The following is a 20,870-nucleotide window of genomic DNA, read 5'->3' as shown; positions in this document are numbered from 1 at the left end:
CAGAACGCCGCACTGGTGGAAGAAACTTCGGCCGCCGCAGAGAGCTTGAGGCAGCAGGCACAACAACTGGCGCAGGCGGTGTCGGCCTTCAAGACCATGGCCTGAGCGTCGGCATGCAAAAAACCCTCTGCCCCGGGCGGGACAGAGGGAAATCAGACAGAGAGATCGAAAGAGAGAACGGGAACGAGCCTCAGTCGGCTTGCTTGCGCAGGAAGGCCGGGATCTCGATTTCGTCCATGCCATTGCTGGCCAGGGCATCGACCTTGGCAGCGGCCTGGGTGCGGCCCGAACGCCACACGCTGGGCGTGTTCATGCCGCTGAAATCGCTGGCGTGGCCCATGCCGATCGACGAACCGCCGGCAGCACCGCCATGTGCGGCCATGTGGCCCACAGGCTGGGTCAGCACGGGGATGTTGTCGGTGCCGGTGCGGGCAAACACCTGCGTGGCCGGGGCGCTGTGCACCACGGTCATCGGGGTTTGCGCGCGGCGGGTGCCGCTCAGGCCGGTGGCGATGACGGTGACGCGCAGCTGGTCGCCCAGGCTCTCGTCGTAGGCCGTGCCGTAGATGACGTGGGCGTCTTCGGCGGCGTAACGGCGGATGGTGTTCATCGCGTTGCGCGACTCGCTCAGCTTGAAGTTGGACTTGCCAGCCGCGATCAGCACCAGCACGCCGCGCGCGCCAGACAGGTCGATGCCTTCCAGCAGCGGGCAGGCCACGGCGGCTTCGGCGGCCTTGGTGGCGCGGTCCGGGCCGCCGGCGGTGGCCGTGCCCATCATGGCCTTGCCCGGCTCGCTCATCACGGTCTTGACGTCTTCGAAGTCCACGTTCACCAGACCGGGGATGTGGATGATGTCGGAGATGCCGCCCACGGCGTTCTTCAGCACGTCGTTGGCCTTGCTGAAGGCCTCTTCCTGGGTGATGTCATCGCCCAGCACTTCCAGCAGCTTCTCGTTGAGCACGACGATCAGCGAATCGACGTTGGCTTCCAGCTCGTTGAGGCCGGTGTCGGCCTGCTTCATGCGGCGGTTGCCTTCGAACTCGAAAGGCTTGGTCACCACGCCGACGGTCAGGATGCCCATTTCCTTGGCCACGCGGGCGATCACGGGCGCTGCGCCCGTGCCCGTGCCTCCGCCCATGCCGGCGGTGATGAAGACCATGTGGGCGCCGTCCAGCGCGGTGCGGATCTGGTCCACGGCTTCTTCGGCGGCCGCACGGCCGGCTTCGGGCTTGGCACCTGCGCCCAGGCCCGAGTTGCCCAGCTGCAGCTGGAACTCGGCGCTGGAGCGGTTGAGCGCTTGCGAGTCGGTGTTGGCGCAGATGAACTGCACGCCTTGCACGCCCTGCGCGATCATGTGCTCGACGGCATTGCCGCCGCCGCCACCCACCCCGATCACCTTGATCTGGGTGCCCATGTCGAAGTTTTCGATCATCTCGATTGCCATGTCAGACCTCTCTTTGTCTCAAGCAGTTGCCAATTGAATTTCCAATGCGGGTGCTTCTGTTTCGATGTCAGAAGTTGCCCACGAACCAATCGCGCACGCGACCGAACAGGGACTGGACCGACCCTGCCTGTTGCGCCGCCTTCATCCCGCGCATGCGCGCGAGTCTTGCCTCTTCGAGCAAGCCCATGACGGTGGCCGAGCGGGGGCTCGCCACCATGTCGTGCAGTGCGCCGGAGTACAAGGGCGTCCCCTTGCGCACCGGCTTCAAGAAAATGTCTTCGGCGAGTTCGACCATGCCCGGCATCACCGCCGAGCCACCGGTCAGCACGATGCCGGACGACAGCAGTTCCTCGTAACCAGACTCGCGGATCACCTGGTGGACCAGCGAGAAAATTTCTTCGACGCGCGGCTCGATCACGCCGGCAAGGGCCTGGCGCGAAAGCATGCGCGGCGCGCGGTCGCCCAGACCGGGCACCTCGACGTGCTCGTTCGGATCGGCCAGCAATTGCTTGGCCACGCCGAAGTCCACCTTGATGTCCTCGGCGTCTTTGGTGGGCGTGCGCAGCGCCATGGCGATGTCGCTGGTGATGAGGTCACCGGCGATGGGGATGACGGCGGTGTGGCGCACCGAGCCATCGGTGAAGATGGACACGTCGGTGGTACCGGCGCCGATGTCCACCATGGCCACGCCGAGCGACTTCTCGTCTTCGGTCAGCACGGCGGCCGACGATGCGCTCGGGTTCAGCACCAGCTGCTCGGCTTCCAGGCCACAGCGGCGCACGCACTTGACGATGTTCTCGGCCGCACTTTGCGCGCCCGTGACGATGTGCACCTTCACTTCGAGGCGGCCACCGCTCATGCCGATGGGCTCTTTGACCTCGTGGCCGTCGATGATGAACTCTTGCGGCTCGACCAGCAGCAGGCGCTGGTCGTTGGGGATGTTGATGGCCTTGGCGGTCTCGACCACGCGCTGTACATCGAGGGGCGCGACTTCCTTGTCCCGCACGATGACCATGCCGGTGGAGTTCTGGCCACGGATGTGGCTGCCGGTGATGCCCGTCCAGACGCGGCTGATCTTGCAATCGGCCATGAGCTCGGCTTCTTTCAAAGCCTGCTGGATGGACTGCACGGTGGCGTCGATGTTGACGACCACACCGCGCTTGAGGCCATGCGAAGGAGCGACACCGAGGCCGGCGAGTCGCAAGTCGCCACCCGGCAGGACCTCGGCCACCACCGCCATCACTTTGGCGGTGCCGATGTCGAGTCCTACTACCAGATCCTTGTATTCCTTGGCCATGGTGTGTGCGTCGATTATCGAGTTGAATTCACGCTTCGCGAAGGGGCCGCGGGCGTTTTGTTGTTGGCAGGAGGCAGTGGTTTGCGCACAGCGCCGGGCTTCGGGACCTCCTGCGAGGTGGTCGTGCCACGGAGCTTGACGGCGTAGCCTTCGGGGTAGCGCAAATCGGCGTAAGACAGCGGCGCTGGGTAGCGTCGCTTGAGCTCGGGCAAGGTGCGCACGAAGCGCTGGGCACGGGCGACGATTTCGTCTTCGCTGCCGCGACCCAACTGGATGTCGGCGTCGTTGTCGAGGTCCACCGACCAGGAGCCGCGTTCGCTCAGGTGCAGGGTGTCGATGTTGCCCAGCGGCGCCAGCACGGGCTGCAAGCGGCGCAGCATGTCGAGCATGGCGCGGGACTCGCCCGGGCCTGCGTTGGCCGGCGCGTCCAGCGTGGGCAGGCGCTCTTCCACATCGCCGATGTTGGCATCGAACACCTCGCCGAAGGTGTTGACGAGTTGGTCGTCGCGGTCTTCGTGCTGCCAGTAGGCGGCGGGGCGGTGCTCCTCCAGCTGCACGCGCAACTCGTTGGGCCACACGCGCCGCACCACGGCGTGGCGCACCCAGGGCACGGCCTCGAAGACCTCGCGGGCGCGCGCCAGGTCGGTCTGGAAGAAGCCACCCGGCAGGCGCGGCACGATGTTGGCGCGCACGGTGGCGATGTTGTTGCGCACCAGGTCGCCTTCGAGCTGCACCTGCTGGAGCGCGAACAAGGGCAAGCGGCTCAGGCGCTGCATGCCGGCCCACAGCAAGCCGCACACGGCCACCCCCAGCAGCAAGGCTGCGGCCGCGTTCATCCAGCGGACGTCCTGAGACGCCTCATCGGCTTCGCGTGGCAGGTGGAGGGCGGCGGCGGCTTGCATGGCGTGCTCGGCTTCCTCAGGCGGGCTGGTCCAGGCTGGCCGAGGCCAGCAGGTGCACACAGAGTTGTTCGTAGCTCAGGCCGGCCGCTTTGGCCGACATGGGCACCAGGGAGTGGCCGGTCATGCCCGGCGAGGTGTTGATCTCCAGCAGGAAGGGCTGGCGGTCGGTCTTGCGGATCATCACGTCGGCACGGGCCCAGCCACGGCAGCCCAGCGTCTTGAAGGCGCGCAGCACCTGGCGCTGGATCTCGGCCTCTTCGTCGGCGTCAAGCTGGCTCGGGCAGAGGTACTTCACCTCGTCGGTGAAGTACTTGTTCTGGTAGTCGTAGTTGCCACCGGGCGCAACGATGCGGATCACCGGCAGGGCCAGGGCCTCGCCTTCGACGGTCAGCACCGGGCAGGTGGTTTCCTCGCCCTCGATGAACTGTTCGCACAGCACCTCGGGGTCGTGCTGGGCGGCGGCGGCATAGGCGGCGGCGCACTGCGACACATCGGTCACCTTGCTCAGGCCGATGGACGAGCCCTCGCGCGCCGGCTTGACGATCATGGGCGCACCCAGCGCCACCAGGGCGTGCTCGCATTCGGCCACGCTGCCCACCATGCGCCAGTCCGGCGTGGGCAGGCCTTCGAAGCGCCAGATGCGCTTGGTCATGACCTTGTCCATGGCGATGCTCGACGCCATCACGCCCGAGCCGGTGTAGGGGATGCCCAGCAACTCCAGCGCGCCTTGCACGGTGCCGTCTTCCCCGCCGCGGCCATGCAGGGCGATGAAGCAGCGGCTCACGCCCTCGGCCTTGAGCTCTTGCAGCGGGCGCTCGGCCGGGTCGAAAGCGAAGGCGTCCACACCTTGCGACTGCAAGGCCTTCAAGACACCGCTGCCCGACATCAGCGAGACCTCGCGTTCCGCCGAGGTGCCACCGAAGAGCACGGCCACGCGGCCCAGCGAGGCCACGTCGATGGGGGAGGCATTCACATGCACGTTGCTCATCTCAGGCGCTCTCTTTCAACATCTCGGCGACCTTGCCGGCCACGCTGCCGATGGTCCCTGCGCCCATGCAGATGACGATGTCGCCGCCACGGGCATTGGCGACGATGGCCTGGGGCAACTCGGCCACGTCGTCAACGAACACCGGCTCGACCTTGCCCGCCACGCGCACGGCGCGGGTCAGCGCACGGCCGTCTGCCGCGACGATGGGCGCTTCGCCAGCGGCATAGACCTCGGTCAGCAGCACGGCGTCGGAGGTGCCGAGCACCTTGACGAAATCCTCGAAACAGTCGCGGGTGCGGGTGTAGCGGTGCGGCTGGAAGGCCAGCACCAGGCGCTGGTCGGGGAAGGCGCCACGCGCGGCGCTGATGACGGCGGCCATCTCCACCGGGTGGTGACCGTAGTCGTCGATCAGGGTGAAGCGGCCACCGTCGGCGGCGGGGAAATCGCCATGGCGCTGGAAGCGGCGGCCCACGCCGGTGAAGGCGGCCAGGGCCTTGGCCATGGGCTCGTCGGGCAACTCGATCTCGGTGGCCACGGCGATGGCGGCCAGCGCGTTGAGCACGTTGTGGCGGCCAGGCAGGTTCAGCGTCACGTGCAGGTCGGGCATGACGGTGCCATTGCGACGCTGCACGGTGAAGCGCATCTGACCGCCGGGCAAGGCCTCGACATCGACCGCGCGCACCTGGGCGTCTTCACCGAAGCCGTAGCTGATGACCGGTCGTGAGATCAACGGGATGATGCTGCGCACGCCTGGGTCGTCCGAGCACAGGATGGCCGCGCCGTAGAAGGGCATGCGGTGCAGGAAGTCCACGAACGCCTGCTTGAGCTTGGCGAAGTCGTGGCCATAGGTGTCCATGTGGTCGGCATCGATGTTGGTGACGACCGACAGCACGGGCATGAGGTTGAGGAAGGAGGCGTCCGACTCGTCGGCCTCGACCACGATGTACTCGCCCTTGCCCAGGGCCGAGTTGGCACCGGCGCTGTGCAGCTTGCCGCCGATCACGAAGGTCGGATCGACACCGGCTTCGGTCAGGATGGCCGTGACCAGCGAAGTGGTGGTGGTCTTGCCATGCGTGCCCGCGATGGCGATGCCGCGGCGCAGGCGCATCAGCTCGGCCAGCATGACGGCGCGCGGCACCACCGGGATGCGCTTGGCGCGTGCGGCGATGACCTCGGGGTTGTCGCCCTTCACGGCGGTGGACGTGACCACGGCTTCGGCACCGGCGATGTGCGCGGCCTCGTGGCCGATGTGCACCGCGATGCCGAGCGAGGCCAGGCGGCGCGAGGTGGCGCTGTCGGACTGGTCCGAGCCCGACACGCGGTAGCCCAGGTTGTGCAGGATCTCGGCGATGCCGCTCATGCCGGCGCCCCCGATGCCCACGAAATGGATGTGCTTGACGGCGTGCTTCATGCCGACGCCTTTACTGAAGTGGGTTTGACAAACTGCTCGATGGCATCGGCCACCGCGGCAGCGGATTGGTGACGCGCCAGGGCCCGTGCGCGGCCGGCCATCTCGGCCAGGCTACTGCGCTGCAGCGACTGCAGTTGAGCGGCCAGGGTCTCGGCGCTCAGCTCGGTTTGCGGCAGGTGGATGGCGGCCTGGTGGGCGGCCATGAACTCGGCGTTGTCACGCTGGTGGGCCGTGGTGGACACCACCAAGGGGATGAGGATGCTGGGCACGCCCGCGGCACAGAGTTCGCTGACGGTGATGGCGCCGGCACGGCAGACGATGAGGTCGCAGTCGGCCAGGCGCTGGGCCATGTTGTTGATGAAGGGCAGCAGCTCCACATCGCTGGCCGGGTCCAGGCCGGCCTTGACGTAGTCGGCCTTCACGTCTGCGAGGTTGGCCATGCCCGTCTGGTGCGTGATGCGGAGGCGGCGGTCGGCGGGCACATCCTTGAACAAGCGGGCCAGCGCCAGCGGCAGCGCCTGGTTGAGCGCGCGCGCGCCCAGGCTGCCCCCGACCACCAGCACCTTCAGCGGCCCGTTGCGGCCGGCGAAGCGCTGAGCCGGTTCGGCGATGGCCTCGATTTCGGCGCGCACCGGGTTGCCCGTCACACGCGACACCTTGTGCCTGGCGGCCGGGCCATCGAAACCGCAGGCCAGCACGTCGGTGATGGGCAGCAGCGCGCGGTTGCTCAGCAGCATGGCCGCATCGGCGTTGACCATCACCAGCGGCAGGCCGCGCGCGGCGCTCATGACGCCACCGGGGAAGCAGACGTAGCCGCCCATGCCCAGCACGGCATTCGCTTTGCGCGCCGACAGGATCTTGAAGCAGTCGGCGAAGGCCTTGAGCAGTCGCACGCCGCCGAACAACGTGTCCTTGACCGACTTGCCGCGCAGGCCGTTGAAGGAGATGGTGTCCAGCGGGATGCCGGTGGGCGGCACCAGGCGGTTTTCCATGCCGCCCTCGGTGCCCAGCCAGCTCACGGTCCAGCCGCGGCGCTTCATCTCATCGGCCACGGCCAGGCCGGGCATGATGTGGCCGCCAGTGCCCGCGGCCATGATGACGAGGTGACGGGGTGCTTGCGTCATGCGCGGCCTCCGCGCATCAACTGCCTGTTTTCCATGTCCACCCGCAGGCAGATGGCCAGGGCGATGCAGTTGAGCAGCACGCCCGAGCCTCCGAAGCTCATCAGCGGCAGTGTCAGGCCCTTGGTGGGCAGCACGCCCAGGTTCACGCCCATGTTGATGAAGCCCTGGCCACCCATCCACACCGCCACGCCCTGGGCCACCAGGCCTGAGAAAACGCGGTCGAGCGCGATGGCCTGGCGGCCGATGTTGAACAGGCGCACCACCAGCCAGAAGAAGGCGATGATGACCGCGGCCACGCCGACGAAACCCATCTCTTCGCCGATGACGGCCAGCAGGAAGTCGGTGTGGGCTTCGGGCAGGTAGTGCAGCTTTTCCAGGCTGGAGCCCAACCCTTCACCGAAGATCTCACCGCGGCCGAAGGCGATCAGCGAGTGGGTCAGCTGGTAGGCCTTGCCCAGCGCGTTCTTCTCGTTCCACGGGTCGAGGTAGGCGAAGATGCGCTCGCGCCGCCACGGGCTCAGCGAGATCATCAGCATGAAGGCACCGATCAGCACCGCCGTGATCAGGAAGAACATGCGGCCGTTCACCCCGCCCAGGAACAGGATGCTCATGGCGATGGTGGCGATCACGAGGAAGGCGCCCATGTCGGGCTCGGCCAGCAGCAGTAAGCCGACCACGGCCACGGCCACGGCCATCGGGGCCACGGCGCGAAAGAAGTGCTCTTTGACGTCCATCTTGCGGACCATGTAGTCCGAGGCGTAGAGCACGATGGCCAGCTTGGCCAACTCGGACGGCTGGAAGTTCATGATGCCCAGCGGCAACCAGCGCCGCGCGCCATAGACCACCTTGCCCACATGCGGGATCAGCACCAGGATGAGCAGCACCAGCGAGGCCACGAACAACCAGGGCGCGATGCGCTCCCAGGTCGCCATCGGGATCTGCGTGACCACGGCCGACACCGCGATGGCGATGACGATGGACAGCAGGTGGCGCATCACGAAATGCGTGGGCGCGTAGTTGGCAAAGCGCGGGCTGTCGGGCAGGCCGATGGTGGCCGAATAGACCATGATCAGGCCGGCCAGCAGCAGGCCCAGCGTGACCCACACCAGGGGCTGGTCAAAGCCCAGCAGGCGCGAAGGCTGGGCTGTGCTGACGCTGACGAAGTCGCGCACAGGCAACGGGCCGCCCTCGGTGCCTTCGCCCTGTTGGCCTTGGCCACGCAGGCTGCGCACGGCCCGGCCCAACCAGGCCAGCGGCGACGGACGGTTGGCAGCCACGCTCATGCGATGTCTCCCAGGTCGGTCGCCAGCGCCTGCAAAGTCTTCACGAAGACCTCGGCGCGGTGGGCGTAATTGCGGAACATGTCCAGGCTGGCGCAGGCTGGGCTCAGCAGCAGGGCATCGCCCTCGGCGGCCTGCTCGAAAGCCCAGGCGGTGGCGGTTTCCAGGCTGTCAAAGCGCTGCAGCACGATGTCGTCGCCCGCCGGGGTCTGCACACCGGACAGCACCTGGCCGATGGCGTCGGCGTCGCGGCCGATCAGGGCCACGGCACGGGCGAAACGGCCCACGGGCTCGCGCAGCGGGCCGAAGTCCTGGCCCTTGCCGTCGCCCCCCAGGATGAGGCTGAGCTTGCCCGGCGACAGATCGGCGCCCAGGCCCAGCAGGGCGGCCACGGTGGCGCCGACGTTGGTGCCCTTGCTGTCGTCGATGGCATCGACACCGCGCAGCGTCATCACGTGCTCGACGCGGTGCGGCTCGCCGCGGTACTCGCGCAGGCCGTGCAGCATGGGCGCCAGCGGGCAGCCGATCGCCGTGGCCAGGGCCAGCGCGGCCAGGGCGTTGGACGCGTTGTGGCGGCCGCGGATGCGCAGCGCATCGGCGGGCATCAGACGCTGCAGGACGATCTCCTCGTCTTCCAGCTGCGCGCCTTTGCCCTTGCCGCGCTTGATCGTCGGGTCGGCCTCCAGGGCACGCACCAACCAGGCCATGCCCGACTCGACCACCAAGCCGAAATCGCCCGGCGCGCGCGGTGCGTCCAGGCCGAAACGCACGACCTTGCGGTGCACCACGCGGGCCGGACGGCCACGCACGCCGGACTTGATGACCTCGGGCGCCGGCACCATGGCCTCGACCAAGGGCTCGTCGCGGTTGACGACCATGACCGTGCGATGGCCGTAGATGCGCGACTTGGCCTCGGCGTAGGCGACCATGGTGCCGTGCCAATCGAGGTGGTCCTGCGTGACGTTGAGCACCACGGCCGCGTCGGGCTCGAAGTGATGGACGCCATCGAGCTGGAAGCTGGAGAGCTCCAGCACCCAGGCTTCGGGCAGCACCTCGAAGGTGGGCGCGGCGAGCGGCGGCGGGGTCAGTTGCACCAGCGGAGCGTCCGCGGCATCTGCGGCATCTGCGCCATCCACATCGTCCGACAGGCCCTGGGCGGGCACGGCCAGATCGCCGTCTTCGCCGACCGGCAGCGGGGGCTCGTCGTTCTCAGGCAGGGGTTCATCGGGCAGAGGTTCATCGGACCTGGGCTCGTCGGGCTGATGCTGCTCGGGCAGAGCGTTGGCGGCCCGGTCGGCATCGAGCGCATCGCCCTCGGGCAAGCGGGTGGGTTCGTGCTCCAGCGCCTCGCGCAGGGTGTCCAGCAGGGTCGGCCCGATGTTGCCGGCCAGGCCCACGCGCAGTCCCGCCCGCTCGATCAGCTTGGCCGTCAGCGAGGTCGTCGTCGTCTTGCCATTGGTGCCGGTGATGGCCACCACCTTCGGGACATAACCCATCTCGGCCTTCAGGTCGGCCAAGGCCGACGCGAACAGCGACAGCTCGCCGCGCACCGGGATGCCCAGGGCGTCGGCGCGGGCCAGCAGCGGCGCCACATCGGGTGCGTCGGGCACCAGGCCGGGGCTCTTGAGCACCAGGTTCACGCCCGCCAGCAGCGCCGGGTCCAGGCCGTGGTGCAGCGCCGCCGCGGGCACCTGTGCGGCCAGGGTGGCGGCCTGCGGCGGGTGGGCGCGGGTGTCGGCCACGTGCACGGTCGCGCCGCACCGGGCGCACCAGCGCGCCATGGCCAGGCCCGAGTCGCCCAGACCCAGGATCAGCACGGTGAGGTCACGCAGGTGGTGCATGGTGTGTCGCTCCGGTCAACGCAGCTTGAGGGTGGACAGCCCCACCAGGCAGAGCAGCATGGTGATGATCCAGAAGCGGACCACGACCTGCGTCTCTTTCCAGCCCGACTTCTCGAAGTGGTGGTGCAGCGGCGCCATCAGCAGGATGCGGCGGCCCTCGCCGTACTTCTTCTTCGTGTACTTGAAGTAGCCCACCTGCACCATCACCGACAGGGCTTCCAGCACGAAGACACCGCCCATGATGGACAGCACGATCTCCTGGCGCACGATGACGGCGATGGTGCCCAGGGCCCCACCGAGGGCCAGCGCACCGACGTCACCCATGAAGACCTGCGCCGGGTAGGCGTTGAACCACAGGAAGGCCAGACCCGCGCCGGCCATGGCTGCGCAGAACACCAGCAACTCGCCCGCGCCCGGGATGTGCGGCAGCAGCAAATACTTGGCGAACACGGCATTGCCCGTGACGTAGCAGAAGATGCCCAGCGAGGCCGACACCATCACGGCCGGCATGATGGCCAGGCCGTCCAGGCCGTCGGTCAGGTTGACCGCGTTGCTCGTGCCCACGATGACGATGTAGGTCAGCAGCATGAAGCCCCACACGCCCAGCGGGTAGCTCACCGTCTTGAAGAAAGGCACGATCAGGTCGGCCTTCGGCGGCAGGTCGTTGCTGAAGCCCGAGGCGATCCAGCGGAAGAACAACTCGACGACGCGCAGGTTGTTCGTCTCGGACACGCTGAAGGCCAGGTAGATGGCCGCGATCAGACCGATGACGCTCTGCCAGAAGTACTTCTCGCGCGAGGGCATGCCTTCGGGGTCCTTGTTGACCACCTTGCGCCAGTCGTCTCTCCAGCCGACCAGGCCGAAGCCGGTGGTGACGATCATCACGATCCACACGAAGCGGTTGGACCAGTCGAACCACAGCAGCGTGGACAGGCCGATGGCCAGCAGGATGAGCGCACCGCCCATGGTCGGCGTGCCGCGCTTGCTGAGGTGGCTGGCCATGGCGTACTCGCGGATGGGCTGGCCGATCTTCAGCTCGGTGAGCTTGCGGATCACCCACGGGCCCAGCAGCAGCCCGATGAGCAGCGCCGTCATGGCCGCCATCACCGAGCGGAAGGTGAGGTACTGGAAGACGCGCAGGAAGCCCCACTCGGGGTGCAGCCCTTGCAGCCAAGACGCCAGACTAAGCAGCATGGGCACCTCCGGTGAGGTTGGCGACGACTTGTTCCATCTTCATGAAGCGAGAACCTTTGACCAGGATGGACGCGGCAGGCGGCGCCGCATCGGGCTGGGACAGGGCCGCGACGATGTCGGCGGCGCTGTCGAAATGGCGGACGGACGGCACGGCGGCCTCGCCTTGTGGGCGGGCGGCTGCGGGCTGTGCAGCCTGCGCTGCATGGCTGGCATGGGCGCACAGCGCGCCTGCCGTCCAGAAGTGTTCGATGCCACGTTCGGCGGCGTAGGCGCCCACTTCCTCGTGGAAAGCGGGGCCCTGGTCACCGACCTCGCCCATGTCGCCCAGCACCAGCCAGTGCGGGCCCGGCAGGCCGGCGAGCATGTCGATGGCGGCGCGCACGGAGTCGGGGTTGGCGTTGTAGCTGTCATCGACGAGGGTGACGGCCTGACCGCGCAGGCGGGCCTGGCGCAGTTGCGAGCGGCCCTTGACCGGCTCGAAGGCCTGCAGGCCCGCGGCGATGGCGTTCAGCGGCACGCCCGCGCCCAGGACGGCCGCGGTGGCGGCCAGGGCGTTGCGCACATTGTGCTGACCGGCCATGGCCAGGGCGACGTCGGCCTCGCCCTGCGGCGTGCGCAGGCGGATCTGCCAGTGCGGCGCGGGCGCAGCCTGCCAGGTGGCGCTGCCCGTGACCGCCGCCGCGCCTTCGGTGGCGAAGTCGATGACGCGGCAGCCGTTGGCCAGCGCCCGCCAGATCGGCGTGTGGGCGTCGTCGGCCGGGAAAACGGCCACCCCGGTGCGCGACAGCGACTGCAACACGGCACCGTTCTCGCGGGCCACGGCCTCGACCGTGTGCATGAACTCCTGGTGCTCGCGCTGGGCGTTGTTGACCAGGGCCACGGTGGGCGCGGCCATGGCGGCCAGTTGCGCGATCTCACCCGGGTGGTTCATGCCCAGCTCGACCACGGCGCAGCGGTGCTGGCCCTCGCGCAAGCGCAGCAGGGTCAGCGGCACGCCGATGTCGTTGTTGAAGTTGCCGGCCGTGGCCAGGGCGGCATCGGCATCGCCTTGCGACGCCATCCAGGCGCGCAGGATGGACGCCACCATCTGCGTCACCGTGGTCTTGCCATTGCTGCCCGTGACGGCCACCAGCGGGATGTCAAAGCGCGCGCGCCAGCCCGACGCCAGCCAGCCCAGGGCCGCGCGGGTGTCGCTCACCGTCAGGCCCGGCAGGCCGCACGCGGCCACACCGCGCTGCCCGATCACGGCCACGGCACCCGACTGCGCCGCTTGCGGCAGAAAGTCGTGGGCATCGAAGCGTTCGCCGCACAGCGCCAGGAAGAGGTCACCGGCTTGCAGCGTGCGGGTGTCGGTGTGCACGCGGGTGATCGGCGTGGCCGGGTCGCCATGCAGCACCGAGCCGGGCAGCAGGGCATGGACCTGGGCCAGGGTCGTCATCGTGGTGTTCATGCGGCACCTCCTTGCGAGGCGGCACCCGACGAAGCCCGCACGTGCAAGGCCGCCGCAGCTTCGTCCAGGTCGGAGAAAGGTGTCTTCACGCCGCCCACCTCTTGCGTGGTCTCGTGGCCCTTGCCGGCCAGCAGGATGACGTCGTGCGCGGCGGCTTGGCCGATGGCATGCGCGACGGCTTCGCGGCGGTCTTCGATGACGGCCACCTCGTCGCGGCCCGGCACGCCGGCCAGGATCTGCGAGAGGATGAAGCATGGCGCTTCGCTGCGCGGGTTGTCGCTGGTCAGCACGACGTGGTCGGCGTGGCGGTCGGCGGTGGCGCCCATGAGCGGGCGCTTGATCGGGTCGCGGTCACCGCCACAGCCGAACACACACCACAGCCGGCCACCGCGGGCCTGGGCCACGGGGCGCAGCGCGGTCAGGGCTTTTTCCAGCGCGTCGGGCGTGTGGGCGTAGTCCACCACCACCAGGGGCGCAGCGGCCTGGTCTGCGGGCGCCGGCACGATCTGCATGCGGCCCGGCACGGCCTGGAGTTGGGCGCAAACCGCGGCAGCATCGGCCAGCGAGGCCCCGAGGGCGCGCGCTGCGCCGATCACGGCCAGCAGGTTGGCCACGTTGAAGCCGCCTGTGACGGGCGCGCTCACGGCGACCTGCGCCAGCACCTCACCCGACGCCGGTGCGCGCTCGACCACGGTGAAGGCCACGCCGGCGGGCAGGTGCTGCACGGCCTGGGCCTGCAAGCGCGCGGTGCTGCCAGCCGTCAGGGTGTAGCTCCAGGCGTCCAGACCACGCGACAGGGCGTGGGCCAGCAGCTCGCGGCCCATCGCATCGTCGAGGTTGATGACGGCGGCGCGCAGGCCCGGCCAGTCGAACAGGCTGCGCTTGGCCTGCCAGTAGGCGGCCATGTCGCCGTGGTAGTCGAGGTGGTCTTGCGTGAAGTTGGTGAACTGGGCCACGGCGATGTGCGTGGCGTGCAGGCGCAGCTCTTCGATGCCGATGGACGAGGCCTCGATGGCCGCGGCCTTCAGGCCCTGTTGCACGAAGGCCTGGAACGTCCGGTGCAAGGTGATGGGGTCGGGCGTGGTCAGGCCGGTGTGGACCACCGCGTTCACCTGGCCCACGCCCAAGGTGCCCACCACACCGCAGGGCTGGCCCAGGGCCTGCAGCACCTGCGCCGTCCACCAGGAGGTGGAGGTCTTGCCATTGGTGCCGGTCACGGCGACCACGTTCAGCGCGGCGCTGGGCTCGCCGTAGAAGCCATGGGCGATCTCGGCGCTGCGTGCCTTGAGGCCGCTCACCGTGGCGATGCGGCCTGCCGGCGCACCGGCGAAATCGAAGGCCTCGACGCCCTCGGCTTCGACCAGGCAGGCGCGGGCACCCTCGTTGAGCGCCTGGGCCACGAAGGCGCGGCCATCGCGCGCCGCACCGGGCCAGGCGATGAAAGCCGCGTCAGGCAAGGTGCGCACGGCGCGGCTGTCCACGGTCAGCTCGGCCACGCCCTGCTGGCGCAGCCAGTCCAAGGCCTCGGCCGTGCTGTGGAGGTGGGCGAAGGGGGCGGCCATCAGAAGCTCTCCACCTCGGCCGGGATGCTGGTCTGGATCTGCGGCTGCACCTCCAGGTCGGGCACCACACCCAGGCGATGCAGGGTTTGCTGGACGACCTGGCTGAACACGGGCGCGGCCACATCGCCACCGTAATAGACGCCGTTGCTGGGCTCGTCAACCATCACGGCCACGACGATGCGCGGCTTGCTGATGGGCGCGATGCCCACGAACCAGGCCCGGTACTTGTTGCCCGAGTAGCCACGGCCTTCGACCTTGTGCGCCGTGCCCGTCTTGCCACCCACGCTGTAACCCAGGGCCTGCGCCTTGGGTGCGGTGCCGCCGGCCATGGTGGCCAGGTTGAGCATCTTGCGCACGGCAGCGGCAGTGGCCGGGGAGATCACGCGCGTGCCATGCACCTGCACGGGCTCGCCCGGCGATGCGGGCATGGCGTCGTTGTCCGTGCCGGGACGGAAGGCGGTTTTGAAAGCCAGCACCGGACGGGGGCCGTCACCCGTCTCCGCGCCTGTGTCCGACTGCGCCACCTTGCGCACCGGCGCCACGGCATCGGCCGCGCCATCGCGCTTGAGCAGCGTCATCGGGATCAGCTCGCCGTCGGTGGCAAAGATCGTGTAGGCCTGCGCCAGCTGGAACAGGCTGGCCGACAGGCCGTAGCCGTAGCTCATGGTGACCTGCTCGATGCGACGCCACGATTTGTACGGGCGCAGGCGGCCCGTCACCGCGCCGGGGAAGCCGATCTGCGGCTTGCGGCCCAGGCCGACGGCGGAGAAAATCTCCCACATCTCGCGGGGCTGCATCATCAAGGCCATCTTGGCTGTGCCGACGTTGCTGGATTTCTGGATGACCTGCTCCACCGTCAGGTCGCCGTGGGCGTGCGAGTCGGAGATGGTCGAGCCGTCGATGGTCAAGCGACCCGGCGCCGTGGCGATGATGGTCTCGGGCCGCACACGCTTGGTTTCCAGGGCCAGCGAGGTGACGATGGGCTTCATCGTCGAGCCCGGCTCGAAGGTGTCGGTGAGCGCGCGGTTGCGCAGCTGTGCGCCGGTCAGGTTGCGGCGGTCACCCGGGGCGTAGCTGGGCACGTTGGCCAGGGCCAGCACCTCGCCGGTGACGGCGTCGAGCACCACCACGCTGCCCGCCTTGGCCTTGTGCTGCAGCACGGCGTCGCGGATGCGCTGGTAGGCGTAGAACTGCACCTTGGCATCGACCGACAGGCGGATGGCCTGGCCATCGACCGCGGGGATGGCGTCGCCCACGGCCTCGACCGGGCGGCCCAGGCGGTCCTTGATGACGTGGCGCGAGCCGTCGCGGCCGGCCAGCTGCTTCTGGTAGGCCAGCTCGATGCCTTCCTGGCCTTCGTCTTCGATGTTGGTGAAGCCCACGATGTGCGCCGCCGACTCGCCCTCGGGGTACTGGCGGCGCGCCTCGCGCAGCTCGTACACGCCCCGGACCTTGAGCGCAGCCACCTGCTGGGCCACTTTGTCTTCGACCTTGCGGCGCAGCCACACGAAGTTGGGGTTGCTGGCCAGCCGCTTCTTGAGGTCGGCCACCGGCATGTTCAGCAGCTTGGCCAATTGTTGGAGCTCGGCGGGCGAGGCGTCCAGGTCTTTCGGGATGGCCCACAGCGAAGGCGCCGGCACGCTCGATGCCAGCAGCTCGCCATTGCGGTCGAGGATGCGGCCGCGCGTGGCCTGCAGCTCGATGCGGCGCTCGTAGCGGCTGGCACCCTGGTCCAGGTAAAACTGGTTGTGGACGATCTGGATCCAGGCAGCGCGGCCGATCAGCACCGCAAAGCCCAGCCCGATGGCACCGATCAGGAACTTGACGCGCCAGGGCGGCGTGCGCGAGGCCAGCAGCGGGCTGGTGGCGTAGCGCACCGTGGGCATGCCCTGGCCACCCTGGCGACGCGGCTGGCCACGCAGGCGACGCCAGAGGTCGGCCATGCGACCCACCACCCGGCTCATGGACGCGCTCCCGACGCGGCCGCGGGAGGTGCCACAGAAGGCGCAGCAGGCGCCACCATCGGCGACGAGGCCGAAGCGCTCACGTATTGCGTCAGTGTCGGGCTGTTGCCGTACATGCGCAGCTTCTCGCGGGCCAGGCGCTCCACGCGCAGCGGCGTGGCCTGGGCGCGCTTGTCCACTTCCAGGCGCTCGAAATCGATCTGCAGCTCGTGCGACTCGCTTTGCGCCCGCTCCAGCGCCACGAACAGGCGGCGCGACTCATGGCTGGTGCGGATCAGCCAGACACAGCTGCCCAGCAAGACGATGGCCAGCAGCAGGTTGAGGCGCAGCATCACTTGCGCCCTCCCTTGCCGCCAGCGGGCTTGCCAGCCGACTTGCCCGCAGGCCTGGCCGGCGCCCTCGATGCCGCCTTGGCACCTGCTTTTTTCGCCAAAGGCGAGGCCGCCGCGACCGCCTCGGGCGACCAGGGCACCGCGGTGCGCTCGGCCACGCGCAGCACCGCCGAGCGCGAACGCGGGTTGACCGAGATCTCCTCGTCTGACGGCTTGATGCGCGCCACGGCGTCCAGCATCAGCGGGCGCGGCTGCGCGAAGGGCACGCGGCGATCGACCTCTTCCTTGCTGTGGCGGGCGATGAAGGTCTTGACGATGCGGTCTTCCAGCGAATGGAAGCTGATGACGGCCAGGCGACCACCGGGCGCCAGCATCTGCAAGGCCGCGTCCAGCGCGTCTTCCAGCTCGCCCAGCTCGCGGTTGACCTGGATGCGCAGCGCCTGGAAGGTGCGCGTGGCCGGGTCCTGGCCGAACTCGCGGGTCTTCACGCAACGCGCCACCAGGGCCTGCAGCTCGCCGGTGGTTTGCAGCGGATGGCCTTCTTCACGGCGCGCCACGATGGCCCGCGCGATGGGGCCGGCAAAGCGCTCTTCGCCGTAGTTGCGGATGACGTCGGCGATCTCATCGACCGAGGCCTGGGCCAGGAAGTCGGCCGCGCTCATGCCCTGGGTCGTGTCCATGCGCATGTCCAGCGGCGCATCGAAGCGGAAGCTGAAACCGCGCTCGGGGTTGTCGATCTGTGGCGAGGACACGCCGATGTCCATCAGGATGCCCTGCACCTGCGTGCAACCCAGCTCGCGCAACACCTCACCCCAGGACGAGAACGGCGCGTGGACGATCTGGAAGCGCGGGTCGGTGATGGCGTCGGGGCCCTGCGTGGCGTGGGCGATGGCCTCGGGGTCGCGGTCCAGCGCGATCAGGCGCGCGCCCGGCCCCAGCTTGGAGAGGATCAGGCGCGAGTGACCGCCACGGCCAAAGGTCGCATCGACGTAAATGCCATCGGGCTGCGGGCCGTCGGCCTCATCCCACAAGGCATCGACCGCCTCGCGCAGCAGGACGGTGTGGTGCTGCCAAGGTGCGTTCACCGTGCGTCCGATCAGAAGGTGAAGTCCTGCAGCGCATCGGGCATGGCCTGGGCCATGACTTCGGCTTCGTGCGCGGCGTAGCGCTGCGCGTCCCACAACTCGAAGTGGCTGCCCATGCCCAGCAGCATGGCGTCTTTGCTCAGGCCGGCGGCAGCGCGCAACTCGGGCGAGACCAGCACGCGGCCGGCGCCATCGACGTCCACGTCCATCGCATTGCCCAGGAAGATGCGCTTCCAGCCGGAGGCCGACATGGGCAGGGCCGCGACCTTGTCACGGAAGGCTTCCCAGGCCGGACGGGGGAAGACCATCAGGCAACCTTCCGGGTGTTTGGTGAGGGTGAGCTGACCGCTGCACAAGGCGGCCAGGGCGTCACGATGGCGCGCCGGGACCGCCAAGCGGCCCTTGGCGTCCAGCGACAGCGCTGATGCACCTTGAAAGATCAGACTCACACAAAACCCCACGAATTTGCACTAAATCCCACTTTACCCGATCAACACCCCCGCAACAAGGTGGGTGTGAAAAAAAGTTCAATGAAATCAAAGACTTAGCGGCGATTTTCAGGGAAATGCGCGCAAAAAAAGTCCTTATGAATCAATGACCTGCAAAGGTGTCTGGAAGTGAACGTTGAGGAATTTCACACCGTGAATCCGGGCGAACCCACCCCGAGGGAGGGCAGCCCCCACCTGACCTGCGTCAAAGTGGCTGCATTGCGAATCGTTCTCATTTGATCCACAATGGGCCCATGAAGTCGCAACGTCAGCCCGCGCCGGGCACCGCACATGCCGCCCCACACAGCCCCCACCCGGGCGCCGAGCCTTCGGTCACCACGCTGGACAAGCTGCCCGTGCGCGCCATGGCCACCATCCGCGAGGTGCAGACGGCCGGCCACGACGGTGGCGCCCTCAAACGCCGCCTGATGGAGTTGGGTTTCGTGCCGGGCGAGCGCGTGCAGGTGCTGCGCCGGGTGTTCTTCGGCCACGGCCCGCTGGCCGTGCGCGTGGGCACCAGCACCTTCGCCATGCGCAAGCTGGAGTCCTCGCTGATCGAAGTCGTGCTGGCCTGACGGCCGCACCCCCAGGAGCGCCCCATGGCGACCGCGTCCCCCGACGTCATCCACCCGGCAACCCCGCTGGCCACCCCGCTGATCGCGCTGGTGGGCAACCCCAATTGCGGCAAGACCGCCCTGTTCAACCGCCTGACCGGCGCGCGCCAGAAGGTCGGCAACTACGCTGGCGTGACGGTGGAGCGCAAGGAGGGCCAGTTCGTCTCGCCGCAAGGCCAGGGCTGGCGCGTGCTGGACTTGCCTGGCGCCTACAGCCTGCTGGCGGCCACACCCGACGAGGCCATCACCCGCGATGTGATCGCCGGCACCCGCGATGGCGAAGCCGCCCCGGTGGGCCTGGTCTGCGTGGTGGACGCCACCAACCTGCGCCTGAACCTGCGCATGGTGCTGGAGCTGCAAACCCTGGGCGTGCCCATGGTGCTGGCCATCAACATGATGGACTTGGCCGCGCGCCGTGGCATCCACATCGACACCGCCCGCCTGCAGGCCGAACTCGGCATCCCCGTGGTCGAGGCCGTGGCCGTGCGTGCCGGCGGCGAACGCGCCCTGCTGGCCCAACTCGACACCCTGGATTGGGCCAAGCTGCCGGTGCCCGATGCGCCCAGGCCCATGGCGCGCATCGCGCAAACGCCGGTCGAGGCCACCCACCGCCGCGTGGGCGAGTTGCTGGCGGCCTGCGTGACCATGCCCGACCACGCCTCGCCGCTGACCGCGCGGCTGGACCGCCACGTGCTGCACCCGGTGTTCGGGCCGCTCATCCTGGCCGCGCTGATGTTCCTGGTCTTCCAGGCGGTGTTCAGCTGGGCGCAAGCGCCCATGGACGCCATCGAGGCCTGCATGGGCGCGCTGGGCGACCTGCTCAAGGCGCACATGCCGGACGGGATGCTGCGCAGCCTGTTGATCGAGGGCGTGATCGGCGGCGCGGGCAGCGTGCTCGTTTTCCTGCCGCAAATCATCATCCTGTTCGGCTTCATCCTGGCCCTGGAAGATTCCGGCTACCTGCCGCGCGCGGCCTTCCTGCTCGACCGCGTCATGGCCAGCGTGGGCCTGTCGGGGCGCGCCTTCATCCCGCTGCTCTCCAGCTTCGCCTGCGCGGTGCCCGGCATCATGGCGACGCGCACCATCGCCGACCCGCGCGACCGCCTCGTCACCATCCTGATCGCTCCGCTGATGACGTGCTCGGCACGCCTGCCGGTCTATGCGATGCTGATCGCCGCCTTCATCCCCGACCGCGAGGTGGGCGGCCTGTTCAACCTGCAAGGCCTGGTGCTGTTCGCGCTGTACATGGCGGGCATCGTCTCGGCCATGGCGGTGGCGCTGGTGCTCAAGCGCTTCATGAAGCAAAGCGCCGCCCAGCCCCTGCTGATGGAGCTGCCCGATTACCACGTGCCCCACCTGCGCAACCTGGCACTCGGCCTGTGGGAGCGCACCGCCATCTTCGTCAAACGGGTGGGCACCATCATCCTGTCGCTGATGATCGTGCTGTGGTTCCTCTCGAACTTCCCGGCCCCGCCCGCCGGTGCCACCGGGCCGGCCATCGAGCACAGCCTGGCCGGCATGCTGGGACGCGGGCTGGAGGTGGTGTTCTCGCCCATCGGCTTCAACTGGCAGATCTGCATCGCGCTGGTGCCGGGCATGGCCGCGCGCGAGGTGGCCGTGGCCGCGCTCGGCACGGTCTATGCCATGTCGCAGACGGGCGACGAGCTGTCGAGCGCGCTGGTGCAGCTGATCGGCCACGCCTGGAGCCTGCCCACGGCCCTGTCGCTGATGACCTGGTATGTGTTCGCGCCGCAGTGCCTGTCCACCGTCATCGTGGTCAAGCGCGAGACCAACGGCTGGCGCATGCCGCTGCTGATGCTGGGCTACCTGTTCGCGCTGGCCTATGGCGCATCGTTCTTGGTCTATCACACGGCGATGGCCTGGGGGCTGTGAG

17 protein-coding genes are annotated in these 20,870 nt (G+C 68.6%); 2 read left to right on the top strand and 15 right to left on the bottom strand.

Going from position 1 to position 20,870, the window contains the following annotated elements; translation table 11 throughout:
• Positions 1-190 precede the first annotated feature (190 nt).
• The 15 genes from ftsZ to mraZ form a co-directional block, all read right to left on the bottom strand.
• Complete coding sequence (ftsZ, locus tag EV672_RS14670; RefSeq protein WP_133610524.1) at positions 191-1,444, bottom strand: cell division protein FtsZ; 1,254 nt, start codon at positions 1,442-1,444, stop codon at positions 191-193.
• A gap of 67 nt (positions 1,445-1,511) precedes the next feature.
• A complete protein-coding gene (ftsA, locus tag EV672_RS14665) occupies positions 1,512-2,741 on the bottom strand; it encodes a cell division protein FtsA (protein WP_133610522.1) in 1,230 nt (409 codons plus the stop codon).
• 14 nt (positions 2,742-2,755) lie between these two features.
• Positions 2,756-3,643: a cell division protein FtsQ/DivIB gene (locus tag EV672_RS14660; RefSeq protein WP_133610520.1), complete on the bottom strand. Its 888-nt coding sequence runs from the start codon at positions 3,641-3,643 to the stop codon at positions 2,756-2,758.
• A 16-nt stretch (positions 3,644-3,659) separates the two neighbouring features.
• Positions 3,660-4,631, bottom strand: coding sequence for a D-alanine--D-alanine ligase (locus tag EV672_RS14655; RefSeq protein ID WP_133610518.1), 972 nt, complete (start codon positions 4,629-4,631; stop codon positions 3,660-3,662).
• Between the two features lies 1 nt (position 4,632).
• A complete protein-coding gene (murC, locus tag EV672_RS14650) occupies positions 4,633-6,042 on the bottom strand; it encodes a UDP-N-acetylmuramate--L-alanine ligase (RefSeq protein WP_133610516.1) in 1,410 nt (469 codons plus the stop codon).
• On the bottom strand, positions 6,039-7,166 hold the full coding sequence (gene murG / locus EV672_RS14645; RefSeq protein ID WP_133610514.1) for an undecaprenyldiphospho-muramoylpentapeptide beta-N-acetylglucosaminyltransferase: 1,128 nt from the start codon (positions 7,164-7,166) through the stop codon (positions 6,039-6,041). The genes murC and murG overlap by 4 nt, the downstream gene beginning before the upstream one ends.
• The gene (ftsW, locus tag EV672_RS14640) at positions 7,163-8,449 is read right to left on the bottom strand and encodes a putative lipid II flippase FtsW (RefSeq protein WP_133610512.1); all 1,287 of its coding nucleotides are present in this window, start codon (positions 8,447-8,449) and stop codon (positions 7,163-7,165) included. Before ftsW ends, murG begins: the two co-directional genes overlap by 4 nt.
• Positions 8,446-10,287, bottom strand: a complete 1,842-nt coding sequence (murD, locus tag EV672_RS14635; protein WP_133610510.1) for a UDP-N-acetylmuramoyl-L-alanine--D-glutamate ligase — start codon at positions 10,285-10,287, stop codon at positions 8,446-8,448. Before murD ends, ftsW begins: the two co-directional genes overlap by 4 nt.
• Before the next feature lie 15 nt (positions 10,288-10,302).
• Positions 10,303-11,481, bottom strand: a complete 1,179-nt coding sequence (gene mraY / locus EV672_RS14630) for a phospho-N-acetylmuramoyl-pentapeptide-transferase (RefSeq protein ID WP_133610508.1) — start codon at positions 11,479-11,481, stop codon at positions 10,303-10,305.
• Complete coding sequence (locus EV672_RS14625) at positions 11,471-12,931, bottom strand: UDP-N-acetylmuramoyl-tripeptide--D-alanyl-D-alanine ligase (RefSeq protein WP_243738710.1); 1,461 nt, start codon at positions 12,929-12,931, stop codon at positions 11,471-11,473. The genes mraY and EV672_RS14625 overlap by 11 nt, the downstream gene beginning before the upstream one ends.
• Positions 12,928-14,493, bottom strand: coding sequence for a UDP-N-acetylmuramoyl-L-alanyl-D-glutamate--2,6-diaminopimelate ligase (locus EV672_RS14620; RefSeq protein WP_133610506.1), 1,566 nt, complete (start codon positions 14,491-14,493; stop codon positions 12,928-12,930). The genes EV672_RS14625 and EV672_RS14620 overlap by 4 nt, the downstream gene beginning before the upstream one ends.
• Positions 14,493-16,457 carry a peptidoglycan D,D-transpeptidase FtsI family protein gene (locus tag EV672_RS14615; protein ID WP_424923162.1) on the bottom strand — a complete coding sequence of 655 codons (1,965 nt, stop codon included), beginning with the start codon at positions 16,455-16,457 and terminating at the stop codon, positions 14,493-14,495. Before EV672_RS14615 ends, EV672_RS14620 begins: the two co-directional genes overlap by 1 nt.
• On the bottom strand, positions 16,454-16,789 hold the full coding sequence (ftsL, locus tag EV672_RS14610; RefSeq protein WP_133610504.1) for a cell division protein FtsL: 336 nt from the start codon (positions 16,787-16,789) through the stop codon (positions 16,454-16,456). Before ftsL ends, EV672_RS14615 begins: the two co-directional genes overlap by 4 nt.
• Entirely contained in the window at positions 16,789-17,874 is a 1,086-nt protein-coding gene (rsmH, locus tag EV672_RS14605) for a 16S rRNA (cytosine(1402)-N(4))-methyltransferase RsmH (protein ID WP_133610502.1), read from the bottom strand. Before rsmH ends, ftsL begins: the two co-directional genes overlap by 1 nt.
• A gap of 11 nt (positions 17,875-17,885) precedes the next feature.
• Complete coding sequence (gene mraZ, locus EV672_RS14600; protein ID WP_133610696.1) at positions 17,886-18,314, bottom strand: division/cell wall cluster transcriptional repressor MraZ; 429 nt, start codon at positions 18,312-18,314, stop codon at positions 17,886-17,888.
• Positions 18,315-18,616: 302 nt separating this feature from the next.
• Between mraZ and EV672_RS14595 the strand changes: the two genes are divergently transcribed.
• Positions 18,617-18,937: a FeoA family protein gene (locus tag EV672_RS14595; protein ID WP_133610500.1), complete on the top strand. Its 321-nt coding sequence runs from the start codon at positions 18,617-18,619 to the stop codon at positions 18,935-18,937.
• Positions 18,938-18,961: 24 nt separating this feature from the next.
• Entirely contained in the window at positions 18,962-20,869 is a 1,908-nt protein-coding gene (gene feoB, locus EV672_RS14590) for a ferrous iron transport protein B (RefSeq protein WP_133610499.1), read from the top strand.
• The last annotated feature ends 1 nt before the right edge of the window (position 20,870 follow it).

The sequence above is a fragment of the Aquabacterium commune genome (assembly GCF_004362855.1).
GTDB classification, from domain to species: Bacteria; Pseudomonadota; Gammaproteobacteria; order Burkholderiales; family Burkholderiaceae_C; genus Aquabacterium; species Aquabacterium commune.
The sequence above is the reverse complement of the archived record's forward strand: the minus strand, read 5'-3'. Positions and strand labels throughout refer to the sequence as shown.

Excerpts from the sequence above, each read along its gene's own strand:
- ftsZ (WP_133610524.1), bottom strand. The coding sequence starts at position 1,444 with ATGGCAATCGAGATGATCGAAAACTTCGACATGGGCACCCAGATCAAG.
- ftsA (WP_133610522.1), bottom strand. The coding sequence starts at position 2,741 with ATGGCCAAGGAATACAAGGATCTGGTAGTAGGACTCGACATCGGCACC.
- EV672_RS14660 (WP_133610520.1), bottom strand. The coding sequence starts at position 3,643 with ATGCAAGCCGCCGCCGCCCTCCACCTGCCACGCGAAGCCGATGAGGCG.
- EV672_RS14655 (WP_133610518.1), bottom strand. The coding sequence starts at position 4,631 with ATGAGCAACGTGCATGTGAATGCCTCCCCCATCGACGTGGCCTCGCTG.
- murC (WP_133610516.1), bottom strand. The coding sequence starts at position 6,042 with ATGAAGCACGCCGTCAAGCACATCCATTTCGTGGGCATCGGGGGCGCC.
- murG (WP_133610514.1), bottom strand. The coding sequence starts at position 7,166 with ATGACGCAAGCACCCCGTCACCTCGTCATCATGGCCGCGGGCACTGGC.
- ftsW (WP_133610512.1), bottom strand. The coding sequence starts at position 8,449 with ATGAGCGTGGCTGCCAACCGTCCGTCGCCGCTGGCCTGGTTGGGCCGG.
- murD (WP_133610510.1), bottom strand. The coding sequence starts at position 10,287 with ATGCACCACCTGCGTGACCTCACCGTGCTGATCCTGGGTCTGGGCGAC.
- mraY (WP_133610508.1), bottom strand. The coding sequence starts at position 11,481 with ATGCTGCTTAGTCTGGCGTCTTGGCTGCAAGGGCTGCACCCCGAGTGG.
- EV672_RS14625 (WP_243738710.1), bottom strand. The coding sequence starts at position 12,931 with ATGAACACCACGATGACGACCCTGGCCCAGGTCCATGCCCTGCTGCCC.
- EV672_RS14620 (WP_133610506.1), bottom strand. The coding sequence starts at position 14,493 with ATGGCCGCCCCCTTCGCCCACCTCCACAGCACGGCCGAGGCCTTGGAC.
- EV672_RS14615 (WP_424923162.1), bottom strand. The coding sequence starts at position 16,457 with ATGAGCCGGGTGGTGGGTCGCATGGCCGACCTCTGGCGTCGCCTGCGT.
- ftsL (WP_133610504.1), bottom strand. The coding sequence starts at position 16,789 with ATGCTGCGCCTCAACCTGCTGCTGGCCATCGTCTTGCTGGGCAGCTGT.
- EV672_RS14595 (WP_133610500.1), top strand. The coding sequence starts at position 18,617 with ATGAAGTCGCAACGTCAGCCCGCGCCGGGCACCGCACATGCCGCCCCA.
- feoB (WP_133610499.1), top strand. The coding sequence starts at position 18,962 with ATGGCGACCGCGTCCCCCGACGTCATCCACCCGGCAACCCCGCTGGCC.